A 19,984-nucleotide genomic window follows, 5' to 3' on the forward strand; every position below is an offset into this window, starting at 1 on the left:
TATCTGGCCGGAGGCCTGCGCGGCTGCGAAGGGCGTTTGCTGTCTGTCCGAATGGCTAATTAAAAGCTGAAACCCATAGTATATCCTGCTGTTAAACGTGTCAGATCAGTCGCGACCGACCTCTTTCACAAACATAAAAAGCATCCAGCGTGTCCTGTTGACAGGCCTTTTTGCTATATCTGCATTGCGTGATGCAGTGACCACTGAAATTATAGCCGCTCTAAAAAAGCCCTTATCATCAGTATGCTGTATCCAGACATTATCCGGTAGCAAAGACCGGGCTCCATTTTATGTCCCCCCAGGGGGACAGGTGTCACCTGAAAATCTTTCCTGCATATTTCTTTCTGACATCCTGAGCGGATGCTCGGTAATTCGGAAGTTAACCTCTGAAGTTAACAATATTAAGAATATGGTGCACCCCGTCATCAACATTGATAAGACAAGCGCTCCAGAAGGCGCCCGCCCGACAGAGATATCATATCTTTCCACCGACTCCTGAATGAAATATATTACTGGCATATAAATCAGGCAAATAAAATAAGACCTTGCGCCAATGTACAGCGTTGGCCTTTCTGATAAATATGGGGGTGAAAATGTGGATTTTATCAAAGGAAGCTATGCTCAATCAGCATGCTAATAATGGGTGTTGAGACCAGAAATAAATCGTTAGCCATTAAATAATGGGATCAGAACCCTGTGAAGAATAAGTGAAATAGTCGTGATTGATATGCTTATTCATTCTCTCTTCATAAATCGGGTGCAAATTTCCCTGACCGGTCATTTATAAAAGGAGATGATATTCACTAACGTTTCAAACGATAAGATTTATGTCTGGTTATTGGGGTTTTATAAACGAACGACGGCTGATTATTTAAATTTAACAGAAGCAACAAAGCGGTGAGCAGGGGCGCTTCTCTGTTCCTGCCTTTTGTCGATGGCCCAGCGACATTCGGTTCCAGAACTCATTTATTCTGTCAGGCATTGAGATTCGGGTCATTAGCTATACTCTTACTTATTGCGCCACAAGCTGTGTCAACTCTCCGGTTTGACACCTTATCACCCATCAGCAGGACGCCAGACCAATGTTAAAGAAACTTATCCTGATAACGTCGCTAATCAGCATATTTGCCCCCGCCTTTGCCGCCACACAGTGCGGGCCGTTCTACCTTAAACCCGATAAAAATGGCTGGTTCTCAGTAAACGGTGAACGTGCGAAAACGCAGAAAGTTACTTTTGCCAAAGGTAAGGGCGATTACGACAACGCAACGATCAAACTGCTGGTTAAAAATACCAAGGCGCCGGGAATGGTCAATCTGGAGCAGACGACGCGCGATGGCAAAGGGATGTTGAGGGCGGAAATCGTCCGCACCAGCCAGAGTCAAATCCGCATACGGGGTACCTATGATTGCGAGTCGTCCAGCCAGGCTGAGTTGCGACTACAAACTCCTGAGGTTATCACAGTCCCGAAGCGGGCCTGATACGCCGCTATTGAGAGAAGGGGCTGAAGCTTATCAGGTGCGTGATTACTAGCCACCGTCGTCGCCCTAAAAGCTCATCGTCAATAAAATTGGCCATGCCAACGTCGCGCTGAATTTGGCGTTACACTTCTTTCGTCATCTGGCGGCAAGGAAGATTCAACGTGAATTAAACAGTCTTCATTCAATTTCTTCAGCCAGGGCATCGAGACTTGCCAGAATAAGGCTAAACCTGTTGTGAAAGTTTAACGGAAAGCTGACTTGATCTCCTATGAACGCTGTGTCCCTGGCGATCGGGCCCAGATGGATAGCTATACGTTAGGCTCCGGCTTATATCAGTCAATAGCTGGTGATGATTGCGCCCGCCAGAGGGTTTTAAGGCTTTACTCTCGCCTTAAGATTAAAACACTCGGGATTTATTGGTTGTCTTATTGAAGAACTGTCTTTACCAATACCGCGGTTCCAGACTAAGCGGGGAGGAACGTTTGTTGCCGTTAAGGTGCGGGGAGAATTAAAAGAGTACGGCTTCAGGTTTCGCCCGCATAAGCCTGCGTCACCTCATCTTAATCGCAACGTTGAACGCTCTCAAAAGACAGACAAGACGAAGTGTTACGCGACCGTAGACCTCTCAGCTAGCACCCTGAAGAAATACTGGCGGAAGGGAAGCACTACACCAACTGAGACTGTCCTCGTACCGCCGACAACCAACATCCATGGAGCGCGACTTCAATCCTGCTGGGCAAACGGCATTCTCTGATGTTGTCCAGCCAAACGACAAGCCCAATGACGGACGCAGAGAAGAGCAGAATGACAAGCCTGATCGGAAGCCGAGAAAACTGGAACCGATCTCTTTGAATCACTCAATTAATAGTACTCTCCAGACCCTTTTTCGGCTGGCGCAATCTGGCGGGGCGTCCCCTGAAATACCTCGAATCGCGATGATCAGCGCGCCCAGCGGGCGCACCTCTCGCCCGTCAGCTTGCTTTGTAGGGATCTTTTTTATCATCCTGGCTGTCATCATTTTTCCGTGGCACTTCGCCATGATCTTTCGGTGCATCAGTGGCGGGATGATCATCTTCCTCATAAGCATTGCCCGCATTTGGCGCAGCTTCAGGCAGGCTTTTGCTAACATCCCCTTCTTGCTGACGTTCTTCATTCGTATTGTGCTTAAACATAATTCCCTCCTGTTTTTCCTGTCCTTTAAGTCTAGACCAGCCCTGGAATCCCGCATTCGCTGCGGAGCGAAGAGAACAAAAAGCCCACCAGAGGCGGGCTTTTTAGCGTTTCTCTCATACTGAATTTGTCATTTTTGAGGTTTGGGTGTGTCCAGCAGGATCATGCTAACCGGGCATCATTGATGCAGAAATGGACAAACCTGGCATGTGGCTCGCGGTAGGTCACACTATTGTCGATAAATAAATTCGATTGAAATGATTAACGAAAGGCATATAGTGACCCGCGTTACCAGGAGATGAAAATTATGTTACGAGATTATTTAAAGATTGAAGCTGAAGATCAGTTAATCGAACAATGCGCACTGAGTATGAGAAATGGTGGTCAGGAAGAGGTGACTCAATGGATGATTGTTAACCGTGAGGGTGTTAAAAAAGGCGGCGTCACGCTGTTCGATAAACTCAACACCCGCCGCTCATGGCCGGTCAATTACCGCATTACGCAGACCGATCTGCAGGGCAATGTGATAGTGGATCAACTGACTGACGCCCTCTAGTTGCCCGACGATCCTCTTAAGCCTTGTTTTATGATGAAAAGTGAACCCGCGTCCGGCGGGTTTTTTTATGTCGGGCGATAGCGCCGCATTTCCACTAGCGTGCCTATCAGCTTCAGGCTATCCCGGCTGGAATAGAGCTCGGAAAAGTTGATATTGACCGGTGCCAGTTCAAACTGCATGACGCCATCTTCATTCCTGCGCTGACGCCAGGTGCGCAACAGTGCGGTCTGATGCTGTAACGCCAGCACGCAGTCGCCTGGCTGAGGTGAGAGACTGGGATCAATAATCACCACATCATCCCGTAAAATCGCAGGCGTCATCGCCTGTTCTTCAACCCGGAAGGCAAAACTCTGCTGAGAAAGCGCCATGTCGTTATGCATCAGCAGGGCATGCTGAACAGAACCGGCATCAGTTAGCCATTGCGCCACGTCGCGCTGTGCAAGCAGCGGAATCTGGTGGAGACCAGCGTAAGCGCTTTCGCTGAAAACAGGGCCATCCCCATCTATCAGAAAAGCCGGTGCGCAGCCAAGCGCTTCGGCGAGCCGTAGCAGGTTCTCACCGCGCGGTAGCGTCTCCTCTTTTTCCCATTGCGAAATCGCCACATGGGACACTTTCACCTGTTGCGCCAATTGCTTCTGCGTTAGTTGCAGTGATTTCCGTTGGAGTCGGATGCGGTCACCCAGCGTTTCATTTTTCATCAGCTTGACTTTTTGGTTGAGAGTGGTTTAAGTATACTTAAGTCCGAAACTTAAGCAATCTTAAATTTCAGACTGAGGACGTGGCTCTTCAGCACGCAGTATGTTCCAGAGACCTTACCGGACAAAGGGGTGTGGCATGGAAAGTAGTTTGATTACCAGTGTAGGTGCCTTAGTTCTGGGTGGGGGCGCAGCAGCACTGTTCTGGAAACCGTTATTGGCGGGTATCGCGTCAATCGTAACCAGTAATCGAGCCGGCGGCGAAATTATTACCAGCTACAAAGAGCAGGTGGTGTTGCTGAAAGAGAGCAACTTGCTGATACGGGAGGAGAACGATGAATTACGCGAACGGCACGACAGGAATCTGCGGCGTATCTCGACACTGGAAACCGATCTTCGGTTAATCAAGAATGCGGTAGGTATTTTACTGGCAATGACTGAAACAGATCAGAACGATAAATTTCGTAATGAAATCGATCGGCTTATCTCAACTCTGGAGGATCGCAGCGATGGTAATGATTAATAGCACCAGGGCTCCCATGTCATACAGGCGCAAAGTTATCCTCGGTGGCATTCTTCTGAGTTGTTCGATGATTTGCATCCTGATGACGATTATTTTTCTCTATGTCAGTAATACCGCCAACAAGCGGGTCGAGGAAATTCGGGCGGATTATCGGGCGATCGCGGCGCGGCGTGATGAACGGGTTGACGTTCTGACTGACAAGGTCACGGCATTACAACATAAGCTTGATGTGACGCCGGATCGCACCGCTGATGAAAAACGGAATAAAGTGACAGAGGCGGTAACAGAAGGTAAGCAGTCTGCGGCAAAACCGGGCCGCAAACCGTAACTTCCGATTATTCTTAGTGCAGCTTCGCTATTATTGACTAGGTTTAAATCTCAGGGCGACATTTTGTACCTGAATGCAGGCCCGCTGATTGGCCGGTTGATGAACCGCTAAGCCTAATCATTTTGGATAACTGACCAGAAGGAAATTTAGCATGAGCGATTCAACAGAAACCAAGACCAAAACTGACTATCTGCGTGACGTGACCTCTCAGCTGAAAGAGATGCGCCACTATGCGCAGACTAACACCGAAACCCTTTCCAGCCATTGGTTAGCCTTTGATGCCGGTGAATATAAAGATAAGACTAACGCCGACAGAATCGATGCATTGCTTAACAAGCAGGGCAAATTGCTGGAAGATCTGGATGCCGCTATTCAGGACATCGAGATTGAAATTAACCATAGCGAGCAGGAGAGCTAAGTCATCTCCCGCTAACTGATGCGGTGGCCGTTAAGGGATTAGTCGGCCACCAGCCACATTTCCGCTTCGTCGAACATCTCTTCAACAATACGCGCAACTGTCGCTTTATCGTTCTTACTCAAATCAGTATCAATCGCGTTACGTTCCATCGGTTTAACCTTAACTTCAATGTCAGGAAACACCCGATGCACCCGCTTCTCCAGCTCCTCACGAATCATCTCGCGGGCACCCGGTAAACCGGCAACGTTGCGCTTGTCATAAATCAACTCAACAAACATGATGGCAATCCATTCAGGGCAAAATCGCTGACATATAATACTGTAAATAAAAACAGTAGCAAGGTAGTGCGTCCGATTTTACATAAATTTTTATGTCGCGTTAACCTCAATCTTCGACTAGTAAAATGCGCACGCATCACGACATAATGGCGGCTCACTTTTCAGGAGGTCCGTGATGCGACAACTGGTTATTGATATTCTGTTAAAACTGGCAAAGATGGACGTCGATGCAAAAGAATTGACGGCGCAACTTGAAGCGCAGTCTCTGCTGGTTGCAGCGCTGCTGGTGCAGGCGAAACAGGACAACTCGCTGACCATTTCCGAAACGGTACAGGATGCCATTATCACTGCTTCGCAATCGTCGCCCGAGTTTTTACAATCTGATGTTGACCTGCTGCTGACGCACATAAATCGTCTGCTGGCCGTGGCGAGTTATGTCGAAGTCAAGGGCAAGGCAACGGAAGGTGAGGGGTAGGGGCGGATAAATATTCGCCTCTGGAGGTGGAATCGGGACAACACCTGCAGAGGCAGTGCATAGGCACTATTCGTTAAAGGTCAATCACGACCTGAGTCCCCGGCAGAAGTCTCACACACCGGTACCCTGAGTACCATTTTTCCGCCGTGGATTCACTGGGTGAAGGTGTTAACCCGATGCGATGCCTATGCAACGCTGATTAAAGCTCGTTTTTAATACAAAACTCTTCCCAGCTCATCCCCAGTGATTCAGCGTGAGATTGGAGATAGGTTTCGATCGCCTCAGCCGCCACGGCTTTATCCGGCTCCGCGAGCTGAATGGAAAAGATCATTCCATCCAGATTCTTCTGTCGTAAAAAAGCCGCATAAATACGTTCGGCATGCCAATCGCGTAGCTGTCGCAGAGACAGGTTGGCGGCACGGGCGTCGCTTTCAGTTAATTCATCAAGTGCAGACTGAAAGTCCGGATGCGCGGTAAAAAACATGTCGCGCGCCTGGGCATAGTAGGCTTCTGGCGTTTTCATATTCATATTCCTGAAAGTCTGTTGCAGCGCGTCAGTGTAGCGGGTTGTCTCTCGCTTGTCAGGCATGACAGAGGAGGCAGAGTGTGTCTGCTTAGCCAGCAATCAGCTGGTCGAAAAGCGAACCACGGTCCTCGTTGCCGGATAAATTCTGCCGCAATCATGGTCTGCGGGGTGTTTGAACATCCAGATACCTTGCGCAACTCGGTGTAAAAATTATAACGTAGCCGCCATTGACGCGATTTTAGGGATTAAACATGAAAAAGTGGATGCTGATTGCCGCGCTGGCACTGGGTGGTTGTGCGCAAATCAACGATTATGAAAACGCGGTGCAAACGCCGGCGCCCGCGGCTTTGCAGGGGAACTGGCAAACCGTCGGCCCCCAAAGCAGTCTCATCAGCGACCAGGCGATAGCCAGTGTCATTATCGATGCGGCTGGCAGCACGCTGGATTGTCGTCAGTGGCAGCGGGTGATCGCCAAGCCGGGTAAATTGACGCGGCTAAGTGGCGATTATGTCAACGTTACGCGTCAGATGCGGGTTATGCCGCTGGTGGTGGATAACGGTGAAATGAAATATGACAGGATGACGCTGCGTAAAGTGGCGCGTCCGACGGTAGAGTGTCAGCAGGCACTGGAAGAAATGGCGAAACAACCAAAAGCCACCGTGATTCAGAACATCGAACCGCAACTGCTGCGTACGTCGATTACCGACCATAACGCGCAGTCGTAATGACACCCTCATAACCAAACCGCCCCGACCGGGGCGGCTGATTTTTTACTGCATATTTATTCTGCAATTACCCATACGCTGACGCTGCCACCGTTACAGACAAAAACCGCTGTGCCGTGTTCGTCCGCAGTAATCGTCTCTTCACGGTTACCCAGATGATCGCGCCATACTTTGCCAGCAAAGCCTGCACCCATTGGCACGCTTTTTTCACCTGCATCGCCGTTCGACATGATCACCACGCAACCCGGTTGTGTTTCAGTGCCGCTGCGGCTGAATGCTACGCAGTTGGGATGATCAAAATAGTCGATCTGCACACCCCAGCCATACTGCTGGCGCGCCCGGATTAATCCTTCCAGTTCGGGGATTACCGGCATCTCAATCTTGTATTTCTCGCCGTCGCCGCCTTCATCTTCATAAGTCGCCCCAAACAGGTCAGGATAGAAAATAGTCGGCACGCCCTGCTCACGTAGCAGGATCAGCGCATAGGCCAGCGGTTTGAACCAGGCCTCTACCGGCGCTTCCAGCGACTGCAGCGGCTGGGTGTCATGGTTGGCCACGATTGTCACGGCATGCCACGGATCTGCCACCACCAGCGAGTTAGCAAAAATCTGGCTCATATCGTAGGCGCTACCTGCGGTTGAGGCCTGATGGAAGTTCATGTGCAGTGGCGCATCAAACAGCATGGTTTTGCCTTCCACCTGATGCACATACTCCTGCAGCTTGTCGGTTTCAAACGACCAGTACTCTGCGACGATAAACATCGGCTCTTCAGCGACTTCCTGAATATGATCGATCCACTCTTTATAGAACCAGGCCGGGATATGTTTAACCGCATCCAGACGAAAGCCGGTGCAGGGCACCTGTTCCATCACCCAACGCGCCCAGTATTTCAGCTCTTCCCTGACCGCATTGTTGCGGAAATCGATGTTGGCCCCCATCAGATAGTCGAAGTTACCCAGCTCGTTATCGACCTGATCGTTCCAGCCGTCGGCGGTGTAATCGTTGATGATTTTGAAGACGCCGTTTTCGTCCGGATTCTCTACATGGTCTACGCCGCTAAAGCATTTATGATCCCAGACAAATTTCGAATATTCCCCGGTACGAGCCGGAAAGGTGAATTTTGTCCAGGCTTCGCAGGGCACGACCTCGTCATAAATTTCATCACGGTTATCCGGATTGACGCGGTTAACGCTGATCGCCTCTTTCTCATCGGCACCCATCTTGTGGTTCAGCACCACATCCAGTAGCACCCCAACGTTGTGGCTGCGCAGGGCTTCTGTGGCCGCCAGTAATTGCTGTTTGTTGCCATATTTAGTGGCAACGCCGCCTTTCTGATCAAATTCTCCCAGATCGAACAGGTCGTAGCTGTCGTAACCAACAGAATAGCCACCCGAATCCCCTTTGTAGCACGGGGGCAACCACGCCATAGTGATACCAATTTCGCTGAGCCAGGCCGCGCGATCGGTAACTTCAGGCCACAATTTGCTGCCATCCGGGTAATACCAATGGAAAAACTGTAATAACGTTGGGTTTTGCATGTACCGCACTCCAGGGGATGATGAAAATCAAGTATGGAATAAGCGGCAGAAAAGAGACGTCGCGCAGAAAAATAAATCTGGCGACGTGATAATGCAGGGGATCAGGAGAGGGTTTCGCGCGGCACCATAACAACGCCACCTTGCTTGCCATAGGCGGACAGCACCGATTTTTGTCGGCTAGTCTGCCCCACCAGCGAGGCCAGCTCATCCATCCGCGCCTGTAACAGGCGTTTCACTTCGCTTTCATTATCCAGAATACGGCGCAGCACCGGGCGTAACTGCTCCTGAGTCTGCGCCGAGGGCGACACAGCTTCTGTCGATTGGGCTAAGTTCTGCACCGCACTGACATACTCCATCTCCCTGCTGATCAATTCATCCCATTCACCCTGTGCTGCATGACGCAGCATTCCCTGGCTGAGTTCGAGTAACTGTTGGTAAACGGTAAAAAGGTGCGGTGCAGTTGTCATTAAACGGCGTCCTGAATCAGGTTAGATTGAACCACTTCTTTCCACGCGTCCGCAATGTTGCGCAGCAGGCCTTCGACCTCCTCGACCGCTGCAACATCATTGTGCAGGTTGGCCTGCAACAGGCGACGCGTCATGTAGTTGTAAAGACCCAGCAGATTGTCTGCCAGCTCGTCACCACGGTTTTCAGTCAGGCCCTCTTTCAGGCCTGCTTCGATAATATTAATGGCTTTGGAGATGGAGCTGCCTTTGCCTTCAATGTTGCCATCCTGCATAAACAAACGGGCGCGGATTAACGCGCTGAGTGCGCCGTCGAACAGCATCACCACCAGCTGCTGCTGGCTGGCGCTCATGACGGCGCTTTCTACGCCAATTTTTGCATAGGCTTTGATGCCTGTAGCGCTGTACATGGTCACTCCTATGAGGTACTTGAACTTGAAGTATCGAACTGCTGCGTCAGATATGAGCTGGTCGAGTTGAGTTTATTGATGGCCAGATCGAGCTGGGTAAACTGTGTCTTATAGCGTGCGATATCCGCATCAATACGAGCGCTGGTGGTGTTGTAGAGGGTAGTTAAGTTGTTTAGTGTCTTGCTGACGCCATCGGTGGCAGTCTGAACAATCCCTTGGGTCGACAACCAACCGGTGATGTTGGTCGCGATATTGGTGGTGATACCCGTGGTTTTACCGTCTCCTACGATCATCTCTTTCACGCCCGCGATATCTTTATCCAGCGCGGCACTGACCTTGGTGGCATCCATTTTCAATGAACCGGTTGTCGGATCAGTGGTTACACCAATCTGCCCCAGTGATTTGTAGGAAGACGAGCTTTGCGCGTTGGTCAGCATACTTTTCAGCTGCGTCTGGATAGTGCGTAAGGTGCTATCACCCAACAGGGCGCCATTGCTGGAGTCCTGTGTAGCCGTATTGGTATCAACTTTGGTGTATTTGGTCAGGGTATTAAACTGATCCAGCAGTGTATTGTAGGCATCAACCCAGGTGCTGATGGCGCTGGAAGCTTTTGAAGTGTCTTTGGTGATCGTCAGCGACTGGTCGCCTGTCGTCAGTGCAGTCAGATTTAAGGTAATCCCTTCCAGCGCATCACTGATCTTGTTGCTGCTGTTTTCGATTTCAACCTTGTTGACCGTGAGCTTAGCATTCTGCGCCGTGACGCTTTGCGTCATCGCATTGCTGCTGGCGCTGGCGTCATAACCCACAATTCCCTGCAGCGTATCATCGCCGGTGACGGCGATAGTCGACACCGCATTATCGCTACCCGTTTCATTCGCGCTCATTGACAGGCGGAAGCTGCCATCCGACACCTTAATGATAGTGGCCGTGACGCCGGCATTGGCACCATTGATGGCGTCACGCATTCCGGTCAGCGAGGTCTGATCGCTGGAAAGTGTCACGCTTTTGCTTGAACCATCTTTTAAGGTAATCGCAATGCTGCGGCTGGCCACCGAACTGTCGCCCAGCGCGGCGGTGTTGCTGCTCTGTACCGATGAGGTCAGGACCTGCGCCTGTGCCAGCTGAGAAACACTAATTGAATAGGTACCCGCCACAGTGCTGCCAGAAGTCGTGGCGCTGAAGGCGCTGGAACTGCTGGTCGCGGTAGTGGCAGTAAAGAGATCGGCACTGTTCAGCTTGGTGTTAGCCGTCTGAAATGTTGATAGTGAACTCTTCAGCGTGGCATAAGCACTGAGCTTGGCGGTATAAGCTGTTTGTTGGGTGGATATCGGTGTGAGTGCCGTTTTTTCCGCCGTTTGCAGACTATCCAGAATGGTACTCAAATCGAGTCCTGAACCAATACCCAACGTTGAGATAGTAGCCATGTTAATTCCTTTATAAGGTCGACAGGGAAATTGATACCGGTGTTATCGGCCTTGAATAGGGAAAGTTTAAGGTTATTTGCCTTAGCGTAATGAGGTAAATAAGCCCTATAGAGAAGGGTATTTCAGCGGCTAGAAAATTAATGAATTAAGTCTAAAGAAGTTGGGATGGGTGGCGATAACTTAAAACGTGACAGGCAGAAGCAGAAAATTTCGCCTGGTACTAAAAAAATTCTAAAGGTTGTTAAACGGCAGACGATAACAACTTTGACGGCGCTGAAGCCGGCGGGTTGAAGCCCACACCTTAACCGAAAGACTTGATTAACAGGAAAATTCATCATGGCCCAAGTCATTAATACCAACAGCCTCTCGCTGATCACTCAGAACAACATCAACAAGAACCAGTCAGCTCTGTCTACTTCAATGGAGCGTCTGTCTTCTGGTTTACGTATCAACAGCGCGAAAGATGACGCTGCTGGTCAGGCAATTGCTAACCGTTTTACCTCTAATATCCAGGGCCTGACTCAGGCTGCTCGTAACGCCAACGACGGTATTTCTGCTGCGCAGACTACTGAAGGCGCGCTGTCAGAAATCAACAACAACTTACAGCGTGTTCGTGAGCTGACTGTTCAGGCTCAGAACGGCACCAACTCTGATTCTGACCTGACGTCAATCCAGGACGAAATCAAATCCCGTCTGGACGAAATCGACCGCGTATCTGGTCAGACTCAGTTCAACGGCGTGAACGTGCTGGCTAAAGACGGCACTATGAAAATCCAGGTTGGCGCAAACGACGGCGAAACCATCAACGTCGACCTGAAGAAGATTGACTCTTCTACTCTCGGTCTGTCAGGTTTCGGCGTGTCTAAAAACTCACTGAAAACCAGCGATGCAATCACTCAGGTTGGCGCAAGCGGTTCACTGAAAGATGTTGACCTGTCAGCGGTTGCCACTGCGCTGAAAGTCGATGCAAGCTCACTGTCACTGAAAAACGTACAGACCTCAGCTGGCGCAGCCACTGCAACTTACGTTGTTTCTTCTGGCAGCGACAACTATGCAGTATCTGTTGATGATGCTACTGGTGCAGTAAAACTGAACACCACTGACGTTTCTTACACCGACTCAGCTAACGGCGTTACTGCTGGTACTATGTCTGGTCAGTTTGTTAAAGTGGGCGCAGATTCAACTGGCGCAGCACAGGGTTACGTGACTGTTCAGGGCAAAGACTACAACACCGCAGCAGGCGCCATTGTCAATGGTAGCGCAGCCGGTACTACTGCCGTAGCAAGCAACATCGGCGATATCGCTTCTACCACCAATGCTAATGCGCACACGGGTTCTGCTACCGCTGACCCACTGGCACTGCTGGACAAAGCTATCGCGTCTGTTGATACTTTCCGTTCAAGCCTGGGTGCAGTACAGAACCGTCTGAACTCAGCGGTAACCAACCTGAACAATACGACGACTAACCTCTCTTCAGCACAGTCTCGTATTCAGGATGCTGACTACGCAACTGAAGTTTCAAACATGTCTAAAGCGCAGATCGTACAGCAGGCTGGTAACTCCGTGTTAGGTAAAGCTAACCAGGTTCCACAGCAGGTTCTGTCTCTGCTGCAGGGCTAATCGCCTTCTGTCAACATTCAAAACCCTGCTTCGGCAGGGTTTTTTGACTGTTGCTGACCGGTTTCTTTGACGTCAGCATCCGCCAGCCAGCATGACGTTGTTATTACACATCCTATTCGTGGGGCTACCGTAATATCACGATTTACGCTGAAGGTCAGCGCTGTAATTTTTCTTTTTCCCGAATAAGTCAAGCTTTTGCTTCTGCCCGTGTTTCCTTTCTGAATAATTAAACGATCCGCTTGCCTTTAATTAGCCTCTCTGAAATTTTATTGCCATTTTGCAGCATGTAAATGAGCTCCCTGTGGGTTTTCGCCTGTTTTGAACCTGATAAAATAACGCAGCGGCTGGTCTGTCGGGTTTAATATTTTTATGATGGAGGTCTGACAACTGCATGAAAACCTTTATCATTCACACCCGCGTGATTAATTCTGCACTCAGACCGGACGAAATAGGGTGCGCATTGATTCATTTCACTATGTATCGAAAAATGAGGGTTGAGGATATTGTCAGGCGTTAATTCTGGACGATGACATCTTATTTACCGAATAGCGCTCTGCGGGATTATTCCGTCCGACAATGCAGTTATCCAAAAGTAACGCCACGCGGGTGATGTTATCGAAAGCGATGCCCACGCTAACGGAAACAGCCTATTTTTATCCGGTCTACAGCGCCACCACCGCCCACGCTTATGTCATCAATCTGGAGGCGGCGACACACCTGCTTAAAGTGCTCTATCCGGTCTGGAGGGTTGCCGATACATGGTGCCGGTTTGAAGAGTATGGCGCCATGAAGCTACTAACCGTGCATCCCGCACCGGTGTTGCTGCATGAACTAGCGCAGCAGACCACGCGCCAGCCAATCAATAATATTGCTCAACACAACCCGCAGAAATGCGACATCTGGGCAGTGTTAATGGCGAACCGACCGCTCCGCGTCAGATTGCGTCATCGCTATGGTCGGGCTGAGCTCCTGCTGCTTCATCGCATCGTTGATGTCAACGTCGGTGCAAAACGTCAGGAAAAACGAAACCAATGCAGTATGGTACGGTTGCGAAGATGGCCAACGCCGCCGGCCCCAACCTTGTTGATCGCCCAGCCCGTTACAGTTCCCCTCAGTCCTGCCGATAACTCCTCACAGAACAACATTAATTTTGATTTTAACTTTGTGGAGTGTCTATGCGCTTCAATTATGACCTGTTACCGGGTGAGCGGCTGACCTTTGATGAGATCGCCCGGCGTTATGCTTTGCAATACCCTGATGATAAAGAGCTGACGGCGCGCGCCTTGCTGAGTCCCTCAACCGGCCTGCGCACGTTGAAAATTCGTGCGGTGTTCGCACAGGAAGAGAGCAACAGCCCGCTTGAGGATCTGCTGTTTATCTCTAATGACAATGAGCGTAAAAATTATCTGCGTCGCTTTGAGCACTACCTTAAGCAGAATCTTTCTTTCCTCTATTTCCGTCGCAGCGACAACGAGAAACGCGACAACCTGTGGCAAGTGATGGGCAGCAGCCAGGTCTTCGCGATGATCGATCCGCAATCCGCCACGGCACAAAATCTGCTCAACAGTCGTGGCTACAAACTGGTGCTGATGCATCAGGATGATGAAGATGCCTGGTGGCAGCTCTTCAATCCGCAGGCGGATCCCTGTTTCCCGCAATCGCGGCGTATTCAGTTCATCGTGGTGCTGAGTACGCCGCAGCACAAAGTCCCTGCGGCGGTGATGCCGGGAACTGAAGTCGGGCGTAGGGTCAAAGCACGGGTGCTGCAGCGTGCCAGTCAGGCGGAATTCAGCGCCGGTGTCAAAGCCCGCTACGGGGCCTGTGTGATGACCGGAACCGAGCTGACAGAACGGCATAACTGGCCGTGGGTGGAAGCCTGCCATATCGACACCCAGGAAGGCGATGACGGCTTACTGGCTGATAATAGCGTCGACAACGGCCTGTTTTTACGCAGCGATTTGCAGCGGCTATTTATTAACCGACTAATTAGCATTGATGGTGAATCAGGAGAGATTCAGGTGCATCCTGGCGAGGCGGCGCGGCAGCACATCGTGCCCTGGTATCAGGAGCTGAACGGTCGTGTCTGCCGTCTCTGGGATTCGGTGCCGCCCGCCACGCGCCAACGGTTGCGCGCCCGTCGTTAATCCCCTCTGAAGAGTGCAGAAGGATCTGCGCTCTGACGTAACAAAAATGAAATAGCCTCGTTTTACCCCGCCTATTCCCCCAATCGAAAACGCTACAGAATTGCATAATCATGCCGATAACTTCATTAACGCAGGGTAGTCAACGTGAACGATTTCTATACCGCCGAAGGCGTGATGGACAAGCATTCGCTCTGGCAGCGCTACGTGCCGCTGGTGCGCCATGAAGCGCTGCGTCTGCAGGTTCGCCTGCCGGCCAGCGTTGAGCTTGACGACTTGCTGCAGGCCGGGGGGATAGGGCTGTTAAATGCCGTAGAGCGTTATGACGCGCTTCAGGGTACAGCCTTTACCACCTACGCCGTGCAGCGTATTCGTGGCGCCATGCTCGACGAGCTTCGCAGTCGGGACTGGGCACCGCGCAGCGTGCGTCGTAACGCACGTGAGGTGGCCGGAGCAATGCACAGAGTGGAACAGTCGCTGGGGCGCTCTGCCTCCGAGCAGGAAGTGGCGCAGCAGCTGAATGTTTCCATGGAGGAGTACCGGCAGATTCTGCTGGACACCAACAACAGTCAACTTTTCTCCTACGACGAGTACCGGGAAGAGCACGGCGACAGCGCGGAGCTGGTGACGGAAGGCCATGAAGAGGCCAATCCGCTTCATCAGTTGCTTGAAGGGAGTCTGCGTGAGCGCGTCATTGAAGCGATCGAAGCGTTACCCGATCGTGAAAAGATGGTGCTGACACTGTACTACCAGGAAGAACTGAACCTGAAAGAGATTGGCGCGGTGCTTGATGTGGGTGAATCCCGGGTCAGCCAACTGCACAGTCAGGCGATTAAACGCCTGCGTGCCCGACTTGCGGGAGCGCGCTAGCAGTATCAGTTCCTGGCGATTGAAAATTATAAGAAACCGGGGACTCAGTAATGGGAGCCAAGACCAAGGCCAGACCGTTAAGTCGTTATCTTAAAGACTATAAACACAGCCAGAGCAACTGTTCACACTGTGGCAAGGTATTAGATCGAATGGCGCTCGTTTTTCGTGGCCAGATCATCAATAAAGAGGCCATCGCTCGAATGGACCAGATGATTGATGAGCTGTTGTGGCTGAAACTTCAGCCCGAACTCACTGCGCTTTGTCGTTTTTGTAGTGATATTTTTTGTAATACCCATCCTAATTACTTCGACATTATGGCGTTTAAGCAGTACCTGTTTGAACAGACAGAGATGAGCCCCAGCACGATTCGTGAATATGTGGTGCGGCTGCGTCGGCTGGATGAAATGCTAAAAGCCAAAAATTTCCCGGCCGACAGGCTTCAAGGAAATAGCTGGCATCAGTGTCTGGAAAGCGATCTGCCCGACGCCGGTAATAATAATTACCGCATCGCGCTGCGCAAGTACGATCAGTTCTTAGGCTGGCAGCAGGGTTAACCCTGATCTGCACCGATTGCTCCCCCGCGTGCCTGCGGCACGTTGCCCTTTTGCCCGCCAGCCGGGTAACGGGGAAGGGGGAGCACGGCGCTTCTTGCTTCCCACATCTGCCTCACCGCATCTGCTGTCACCTGAATCAGAGTGATCCTTTTCGCATCTTCTGCAACACTGTAAGGATAATTCCAGTGCCCGAACGGAGGCCCTATTGTCTTTACATCTGTTACACCAATTCCCACGTCTTGAACTGCTGGGCGCACCGACGCCGTTAGAACATCTGCCACGGCTCTCCGACTATCTGGGACGGGATATTTTCATCAAACGCGACGACTTCACGCCGATAGCGATGGGGGGTAACAAGCTCCGCAAGCTGGAATTTCTGGCGGCGGATGCGTTGCGTGAAGGCGCCGATGTGCTGCTAACCGCGGGTGCGATTCAGTCTAACCATGTGCGTCAGACGGCGGCCGTGGCGGCCCGGCTCGGTCTGAAGTGTGTGGCGCTGCTGGAAAACCCGATTGGTACCCATGCTGAAAACTACCTGAGCAACGGTAACCGTCTGTTACTGGATCTAATGGACGCTGAAGTGATCATGGTGGATGCGCTGCACAATCCCACTGAACAGCTGGCTGAGCAGGCCGCGCGTCTGGAAGCCCAGGGGTTTCGCCCTTACATCGTACCGGTCGGCGGTTCTAATGCGCTGGGTGCGCTAGGCTATGTGGAGTGCGCGCAGGAGATTGCTCATCAGAGCGAAGGCGTGGTCGATTTCGCCGCCGTTGTCGTCGCTTCAGGCAGTGCCGGCACCCATGCCGGACTGGCTGTGGGTCTGGAGCATCTGTTGCCAGAAACCGAGCTGGTGGGCGTCACCGTTTCACGCCAGGTTGAGGCGCAATTGCCGCTGGTTGCGCGGCTGCGTCAGTCGCTGGCAGAGACGCTGGAAGTGCAGGCCACGGCAGCGATTACTCTATGGGATGACTATTTCGCACCGCGCTACGGCCAGCCTAATGATGAAGGTATGGCTGCGGTGAAACTGCTGGCGCGGCTGGAAGGAATCTTACTTGACCCGGTTTACACCGGCAAGGCGATGGCCGGGTTGCTGGAGGGTATCAGCCAGGATCGTTTCCGCCGTGAAGGCCCGTTGCTGTTTATTCATACGGGCGGCGCACCGGCGTTATTTGCTTATTATCCTTCGGTCTGAGACAAGCAAAAAAAACAGTTTATACTCCGTGCGTTATCATTCTGGACTGGCAGCGACACGCGGTGCTGCCCTTATAAAAACACACACACAATACTGTCAATAATGGGGTGAATATGTCCTTTTCTCGTGCAGGCCGTCAGATGGTGATGGGCGTCATGGCTGTGGCGCTGATCGCTGGCGTCAACGTTAAAACGTTCGCAGCGGAAAATTTGCTGAACAAAATTAAAGAACGCGGCACGCTGCTGGTGGGACTTGAAGGCACCTATCCGCCGTTCAGCTTCCAGGATGAAAAAGGTAAGCTGACCGGCTTTGAAGTGGAATTTGCGGAACAGCTCGCGCAGCACATGGGCGTAAAGGCGAGCCTGAAGCCGACCAAATGGGATGGCATGCTGGCCTCACTCGACGCGAAGCGTATCGATGTGGTGATCAACCAGGTCACCCTCTCTGATGAACGTAAGAAGAAGTATGACTTTTCGACGCCATACACCATTTCCGGTATTCAGGCGCTGACCCTGAAAGCCAACGCGAACACCATCACCAAACCTGCGGACCTGGCGGGCAAAAAAGTGGGCGTTGGTCTGGGCACCAACTACGAGCAGTGGCTGCGTGAGAATGTGAAGGGCGTGGATATTCGTACCTATGATGATGACCCGACGAAATACCAGGATCTGCGTTCTGGCCGTCTCAATGCCATTCTGGTGGACCGTCTGGCCGCACTGGATCTGGTGAAGAAAACCGGCGATACCATGGCGGTCGCGGGTGAGGCGTTCTCCCGTCAGGAATCGGGCGTAGCGGTTCGTAAAAACAACGACGATTTGCTGAACGCTATCGACCAGGCCATTGCTGACATGCAGAAAGATGGCTCGCTGAGCAAGCTGTCTCAGAAATGGTTTGGCGCGGACGTGACGAAATAATGCAGGAAAGTCTTCAACTGGTGCTGGATTCAGCACCTTTTTTATTAAAAGGTGCGCTGTTTACACTCCAGCTCAGTATCGGCGGGATGTTCTTTGGGCTGCTGCTGGGCTTTATCTTGGCGCTAATGCGTTTGTCGCGCTTCTGGCCGGTTCGCTGGCTGGCGCGGATCTATGTCTCTATCTTTCGGGGTACCCCGCTGATCGCCCAGCTGTTTATGATCTACTACGGCCTGCCGCAGTTTGGCATTGAGCTGGATCCGATCCCCTCTGCGATGATTGGCCTTTCCCTGAATACCGCCGCTTATGCCTCAGAGTCACTGCGCGGCGCGATTTCATCGATTGAGCGCGGTCAATGGGAAGCGGCGGCAAGTATCGGCATGACGCGCTGGCAGACCCTGCGCCGGGTGATCCTGCCGCAGGCGGCACGCACCGCGCTGCCCCCGCTGGGTAACAGCTTTATCAGCCTGGTGAAAGATACCTCGCTGGCGGCGACCATTCAGGTGCCGGAGCTGTTTCGTCAGGCGCAGTTGATCACCTCGCGGACGCTGGAAGTCTTTACCCTGTATCTGGCAGCCTCATTGATCTACTGGGTGATGGCAACGGTATTGTCTGCATTGCAGAACCGGCTGGAACAGCATGTTAATCGTCAGGATTCGGAGCTGAAATGAGCGCCATCGAAGTCAAAAAGCTGGTGAAATCGTTTAATGGCCAGACGGTGCTACACGACATCGACCTCGATGTGGCCGCCGGTGAAGTGGTGGCGATTATCGGTCCCAGCGGCTCGGGTAAAACCACACTTCTGCGCAGCATCAACCTGCTGGAAGTGCCGGATAGCGGCAGCATCCGGGTCGGAGAGATTACCGTTAATGCGGCGCTGGCTCAGAGTAAGCAGAAAGAACAGGTGCGTCGTCTGCGTCAGCAGGTCGGGTTTGTCTTCCAGAACTTCAATCTGTTTCCGCACCGTTCGGTGATGGAGAACATTATTGAGGGGCCTGTTATCGTCAAAGGCGAAGCGAAAGCGGATGCGATAGCCCGCGCCCGCACGCTGCTGGAGAAGGTCGGGCTGCATGGCAAGGAAGAGAGCTATCCGCGCCGTCTGTCGGGGGGACAGCAACAGCGTGTGGCGATAGCACGTGCGCTGGCGATGCGGCCGGAAGTGATTCTGTTTGATGAACCGACCTCGGCGCTTGACCCGGAACTGGTCGGCGAGGTGCTTAGCACCATTCGCGCACTGGCTGAAGAGAAGCGTACCCTGGTCATTGTTACGCATGAGATGAGCTTTGCGCGCGACGTCGCCGATCGCGCCATCTTTATGGATCAGGGACGCATTGTGGAGCAGGGCGACGCGAAAGCGTTGTTTAGCAATCCTCAGCAGCCGCGTACCCGTCAGTTCCTCGATAAATTTCTTAATCAGTAATCTCACTGCCTTCTCTGGAAGGCAGCTTTAACCTGTTTAATTACCTCAGTTTTTTTAGGTAAATCCGGTATCTGTTTCTATAGTTACAGGTGCAATATCATAATAATTATTCCGCCGTTAAACCTTTTGCCACCTCTGACAAATCTTTTCTTTTCATCGGATATTCAATGGTTTTATTTGCTGCCACTTGGTCTTATTTATATTTTACTCATTATCGAATAATGTTTTCCTTTAATCGGGCTGCGGCGTTGCTCATTAACTTCATGCT

At 51.6% G+C, this 19,984-nt stretch carries 24 protein-coding genes; 16 read left to right on the forward strand and 8 right to left on the reverse strand.

Going from position 1 to position 19,984, the window contains the following annotated elements; all coding sequences use genetic code 11:
• Positions 1-1,082 precede the first annotated feature (1,082 nt).
• Positions 1,083-1,478, forward strand: a complete 396-nt coding sequence (locus WFO64_RS07810; protein ID WP_337010434.1) for a hypothetical protein — start codon at positions 1,083-1,085, stop codon at positions 1,476-1,478.
• Positions 1,479-2,449: 971 nt separating this feature from the next.
• Here WFO64_RS07810 and WFO64_RS07815 read toward each other — a convergent pair.
• Entirely contained in the window at positions 2,450-2,650 is a 201-nt protein-coding gene (locus tag WFO64_RS07815) for a hypothetical protein (RefSeq protein ID WP_337010436.1), read from the reverse strand.
• A gap of 305 nt (positions 2,651-2,955) precedes the next feature.
• Here WFO64_RS07815 and WFO64_RS07820 point away from each other — a divergent pair, with 305 nt between their 5' ends.
• The gene (locus tag WFO64_RS07820; RefSeq protein ID WP_337010438.1) at positions 2,956-3,204 is read left to right on the forward strand and encodes a hypothetical protein; all 249 of its coding nucleotides are present in this window, start codon (positions 2,956-2,958) and stop codon (positions 3,202-3,204) included.
• A 65-nt stretch (positions 3,205-3,269) separates the two neighbouring features.
• Here WFO64_RS07820 and WFO64_RS07825 read toward each other — a convergent pair whose 3' ends face one another.
• Positions 3,270-3,902 (reverse strand): helix-turn-helix domain-containing protein, encoded by a 633-nt coding sequence (locus tag WFO64_RS07825; protein ID WP_337010440.1) that lies wholly within the window; start codon positions 3,900-3,902, stop codon positions 3,270-3,272.
• 136 nt (positions 3,903-4,038) lie between these two features.
• Between WFO64_RS07825 and WFO64_RS07830 the strand changes: the two genes are divergently transcribed.
• The 3 genes from WFO64_RS07830 to WFO64_RS07840 all read left to right on the forward strand — a co-directional run bounded on the left by WFO64_RS07830 (position 4,039) and on the right by WFO64_RS07840 (position 5,168).
• Positions 4,039-4,422, forward strand: coding sequence for a hypothetical protein (locus WFO64_RS07830; protein ID WP_337010442.1), 384 nt, complete (start codon positions 4,039-4,041; stop codon positions 4,420-4,422).
• A gap of 82 nt (positions 4,423-4,504) precedes the next feature.
• Positions 4,505-4,750, forward strand: coding sequence for a hypothetical protein (locus tag WFO64_RS07835; RefSeq protein WP_337010444.1), 246 nt, complete (start codon positions 4,505-4,507; stop codon positions 4,748-4,750).
• A gap of 151 nt (positions 4,751-4,901) precedes the next feature.
• Complete coding sequence (locus WFO64_RS07840) at positions 4,902-5,168, forward strand: hypothetical protein (RefSeq protein ID WP_003854505.1); 267 nt, start codon at positions 4,902-4,904, stop codon at positions 5,166-5,168.
• 38 nt (positions 5,169-5,206) lie between these two features.
• Here WFO64_RS07840 and WFO64_RS07845 read toward each other — a convergent pair whose 3' ends face one another.
• A complete protein-coding gene (locus WFO64_RS07845; RefSeq protein ID WP_003854508.1) occupies positions 5,207-5,446 on the reverse strand; it encodes a DinI-like family protein in 240 nt (79 codons plus the stop codon).
• A gap of 175 nt (positions 5,447-5,621) precedes the next feature.
• Here WFO64_RS07845 and iraP point away from each other — a divergent pair, with 175 nt between their 5' ends.
• The gene (gene iraP / locus WFO64_RS07850; protein WP_337010446.1) at positions 5,622-5,921 is read left to right on the forward strand and encodes an anti-adapter protein IraP; all 300 of its coding nucleotides are present in this window, start codon (positions 5,622-5,624) and stop codon (positions 5,919-5,921) included.
• A gap of 199 nt (positions 5,922-6,120) precedes the next feature.
• On the opposite strand, the gene WFO64_RS07855 is transcribed toward iraP, so the two are convergent.
• On the reverse strand, positions 6,121-6,444 hold the full coding sequence (locus tag WFO64_RS07855; RefSeq protein ID WP_337010448.1) for a DUF6388 family protein: 324 nt from the start codon (positions 6,442-6,444) through the stop codon (positions 6,121-6,123).
• A gap of 254 nt (positions 6,445-6,698) precedes the next feature.
• Between WFO64_RS07855 and yedD the strand changes: the two genes are divergently transcribed.
• On the forward strand, positions 6,699-7,172 hold the full coding sequence (yedD, locus tag WFO64_RS07860) for a lipoprotein YedD (RefSeq protein ID WP_337010450.1): 474 nt from the start codon (positions 6,699-6,701) through the stop codon (positions 7,170-7,172).
• Between the two features lie 56 nt (positions 7,173-7,228).
• On the opposite strand, the gene amyA is transcribed toward yedD, so the two are convergent.
• The 4 genes from amyA to fliD all read right to left on the reverse strand — a co-directional run bounded on the left by amyA (position 7,229) and on the right by fliD (position 11,008).
• A complete protein-coding gene (gene amyA, locus WFO64_RS07865; RefSeq protein ID WP_337010452.1) occupies positions 7,229-8,710 on the reverse strand; it encodes an alpha-amylase in 1,482 nt (493 codons plus the stop codon).
• 101 nt (positions 8,711-8,811) lie between these two features.
• Entirely contained in the window at positions 8,812-9,177 is a 366-nt protein-coding gene (gene fliT / locus WFO64_RS07870; RefSeq protein WP_337010454.1) for a flagella biosynthesis regulatory protein FliT, read from the reverse strand.
• Entirely contained in the window at positions 9,177-9,584 is a 408-nt protein-coding gene (fliS, locus tag WFO64_RS07875; protein WP_337010455.1) for a flagellar export chaperone FliS, read from the reverse strand. Before fliS ends, fliT begins: the two co-directional genes overlap by 1 nt.
• Positions 9,585-9,592: 8 nt before the next feature.
• Entirely contained in the window at positions 9,593-11,008 is a 1,416-nt protein-coding gene (fliD, locus tag WFO64_RS07880) for a flagellar filament capping protein FliD (protein ID WP_337010456.1), read from the reverse strand.
• 336 nt (positions 11,009-11,344) lie between these two features.
• Here fliD and WFO64_RS07885 point away from each other — a divergent pair, with 336 nt between their 5' ends.
• The 9 genes from WFO64_RS07885 (at position 11,345) to tcyN (ending at position 19,716) form a co-directional block, all read left to right on the forward strand.
• Positions 11,345-12,628: a FliC/FljB family flagellin gene (locus WFO64_RS07885; RefSeq protein ID WP_337010458.1), complete on the forward strand. Its 1,284-nt coding sequence runs from the start codon at positions 11,345-11,347 to the stop codon at positions 12,626-12,628.
• Between the two features lie 576 nt (positions 12,629-13,204).
• On the forward strand, positions 13,205-13,843 hold the full coding sequence (locus WFO64_RS07890; protein ID WP_337010459.1) for a hypothetical protein: 639 nt from the start codon (positions 13,205-13,207) through the stop codon (positions 13,841-13,843).
• Positions 13,804-14,772, forward strand: coding sequence for an HNH endonuclease signature motif containing protein (locus tag WFO64_RS07895; protein WP_337010461.1), 969 nt, complete (start codon positions 13,804-13,806; stop codon positions 14,770-14,772). Before WFO64_RS07890 ends, WFO64_RS07895 begins: the two co-directional genes overlap by 40 nt.
• A 144-nt stretch (positions 14,773-14,916) precedes the next feature.
• Positions 14,917-15,639, forward strand: coding sequence for an RNA polymerase sigma factor FliA (locus WFO64_RS07900; RefSeq protein ID WP_003854529.1), 723 nt, complete (start codon positions 14,917-14,919; stop codon positions 15,637-15,639).
• A gap of 50 nt (positions 15,640-15,689) precedes the next feature.
• Entirely contained in the window at positions 15,690-16,193 is a 504-nt protein-coding gene (gene fliZ / locus WFO64_RS07905; RefSeq protein WP_337010463.1) for a flagella biosynthesis regulatory protein FliZ, read from the forward strand.
• A 205-nt stretch (positions 16,194-16,398) separates the two neighbouring features.
• A complete protein-coding gene (locus WFO64_RS07910; protein ID WP_337010465.1) occupies positions 16,399-17,385 on the forward strand; it encodes a D-cysteine desulfhydrase in 987 nt (328 codons plus the stop codon).
• Positions 17,386-17,498: 113 nt separating this feature from the next.
• Positions 17,499-18,299, forward strand: a complete 801-nt coding sequence (tcyJ, locus tag WFO64_RS07915) for a cystine ABC transporter substrate-binding protein (protein ID WP_337010466.1) — start codon at positions 17,499-17,501, stop codon at positions 18,297-18,299.
• Positions 18,299-18,967, forward strand: coding sequence for a cystine ABC transporter permease (gene tcyL, locus WFO64_RS07920; protein ID WP_337010468.1), 669 nt, complete (start codon positions 18,299-18,301; stop codon positions 18,965-18,967). Before tcyJ ends, tcyL begins: the two co-directional genes overlap by 1 nt.
• The gene (gene tcyN, locus WFO64_RS07925; protein WP_337010470.1) at positions 18,964-19,716 is read left to right on the forward strand and encodes an L-cystine ABC transporter ATP-binding protein TcyN; all 753 of its coding nucleotides are present in this window, start codon (positions 18,964-18,966) and stop codon (positions 19,714-19,716) included. The genes tcyL and tcyN overlap by 4 nt, the downstream gene beginning before the upstream one ends.
• Positions 19,717-19,984 lie beyond the last annotated feature (268 nt).

Source organism: Pantoea sp. AS142, from assembly GCF_037152305.1.
Lineage (GTDB): Bacteria > Pseudomonadota > Gammaproteobacteria > Enterobacterales > Enterobacteriaceae > Pantoea.

Bases quoted from the DNA above. Each gene is read 5' to 3' on its own strand.
- WFO64_RS07810 (WP_337010434.1), top strand. From the start codon at position 1,083: ATGTTAAAGAAACTTATCCTGATAACGTCGCTAATCAGCATATTTGCC.
- WFO64_RS07815 (WP_337010436.1), bottom strand. From the start codon at position 2,650: ATGTTTAAGCACAATACGAATGAAGAACGTCAGCAAGAAGGGGATGTT.
- WFO64_RS07820 (WP_337010438.1), top strand. From the start codon at position 2,956: ATGTTACGAGATTATTTAAAGATTGAAGCTGAAGATCAGTTAATCGAA.
- WFO64_RS07825 (WP_337010440.1), bottom strand. From the start codon at position 3,902: ATGAAAAATGAAACGCTGGGTGACCGCATCCGACTCCAACGGAAATCA.
- WFO64_RS07830 (WP_337010442.1), top strand. From the start codon at position 4,039: ATGGAAAGTAGTTTGATTACCAGTGTAGGTGCCTTAGTTCTGGGTGGG.
- WFO64_RS07835 (WP_337010444.1), top strand. From the start codon at position 4,505: ATGACGATTATTTTTCTCTATGTCAGTAATACCGCCAACAAGCGGGTC.
- WFO64_RS07840 (WP_003854505.1), top strand. From the start codon at position 4,902: ATGAGCGATTCAACAGAAACCAAGACCAAAACTGACTATCTGCGTGAC.
- WFO64_RS07845 (WP_003854508.1), bottom strand. From the start codon at position 5,446: ATGTTTGTTGAGTTGATTTATGACAAGCGCAACGTTGCCGGTTTACCG.
- iraP (WP_337010446.1), top strand. From the start codon at position 5,622: ATGCGACAACTGGTTATTGATATTCTGTTAAAACTGGCAAAGATGGAC.
- WFO64_RS07855 (WP_337010448.1), bottom strand. From the start codon at position 6,444: ATGAAAACGCCAGAAGCCTACTATGCCCAGGCGCGCGACATGTTTTTT.
- yedD (WP_337010450.1), top strand. From the start codon at position 6,699: ATGAAAAAGTGGATGCTGATTGCCGCGCTGGCACTGGGTGGTTGTGCG.
- amyA (WP_337010452.1), bottom strand. From the start codon at position 8,710: ATGCAAAACCCAACGTTATTACAGTTTTTCCATTGGTATTACCCGGAT.
- fliT (WP_337010454.1), bottom strand. From the start codon at position 9,177: ATGACAACTGCACCGCACCTTTTTACCGTTTACCAACAGTTACTCGAA.
- fliS (WP_337010455.1), bottom strand. From the start codon at position 9,584: ATGTACAGCGCTACAGGCATCAAAGCCTATGCAAAAATTGGCGTAGAA.
- fliD (WP_337010456.1), bottom strand. From the start codon at position 11,008: ATGGCTACTATCTCAACGTTGGGTATTGGTTCAGGACTCGATTTGAGT.
- WFO64_RS07885 (WP_337010458.1), top strand. From the start codon at position 11,345: ATGGCCCAAGTCATTAATACCAACAGCCTCTCGCTGATCACTCAGAAC.
- WFO64_RS07890 (WP_337010459.1), top strand. From the start codon at position 13,205: ATGCAGTTATCCAAAAGTAACGCCACGCGGGTGATGTTATCGAAAGCG.
- WFO64_RS07895 (WP_337010461.1), top strand. From the start codon at position 13,804: ATGCGCTTCAATTATGACCTGTTACCGGGTGAGCGGCTGACCTTTGAT.
- fliZ (WP_337010463.1), top strand. From the start codon at position 15,690: ATGGGAGCCAAGACCAAGGCCAGACCGTTAAGTCGTTATCTTAAAGAC.
- tcyJ (WP_337010466.1), top strand. From the start codon at position 17,499: ATGTCCTTTTCTCGTGCAGGCCGTCAGATGGTGATGGGCGTCATGGCT.
- tcyL (WP_337010468.1), top strand. From the start codon at position 18,299: ATGCAGGAAAGTCTTCAACTGGTGCTGGATTCAGCACCTTTTTTATTA.
- tcyN (WP_337010470.1), top strand. From the start codon at position 18,964: ATGAGCGCCATCGAAGTCAAAAAGCTGGTGAAATCGTTTAATGGCCAG.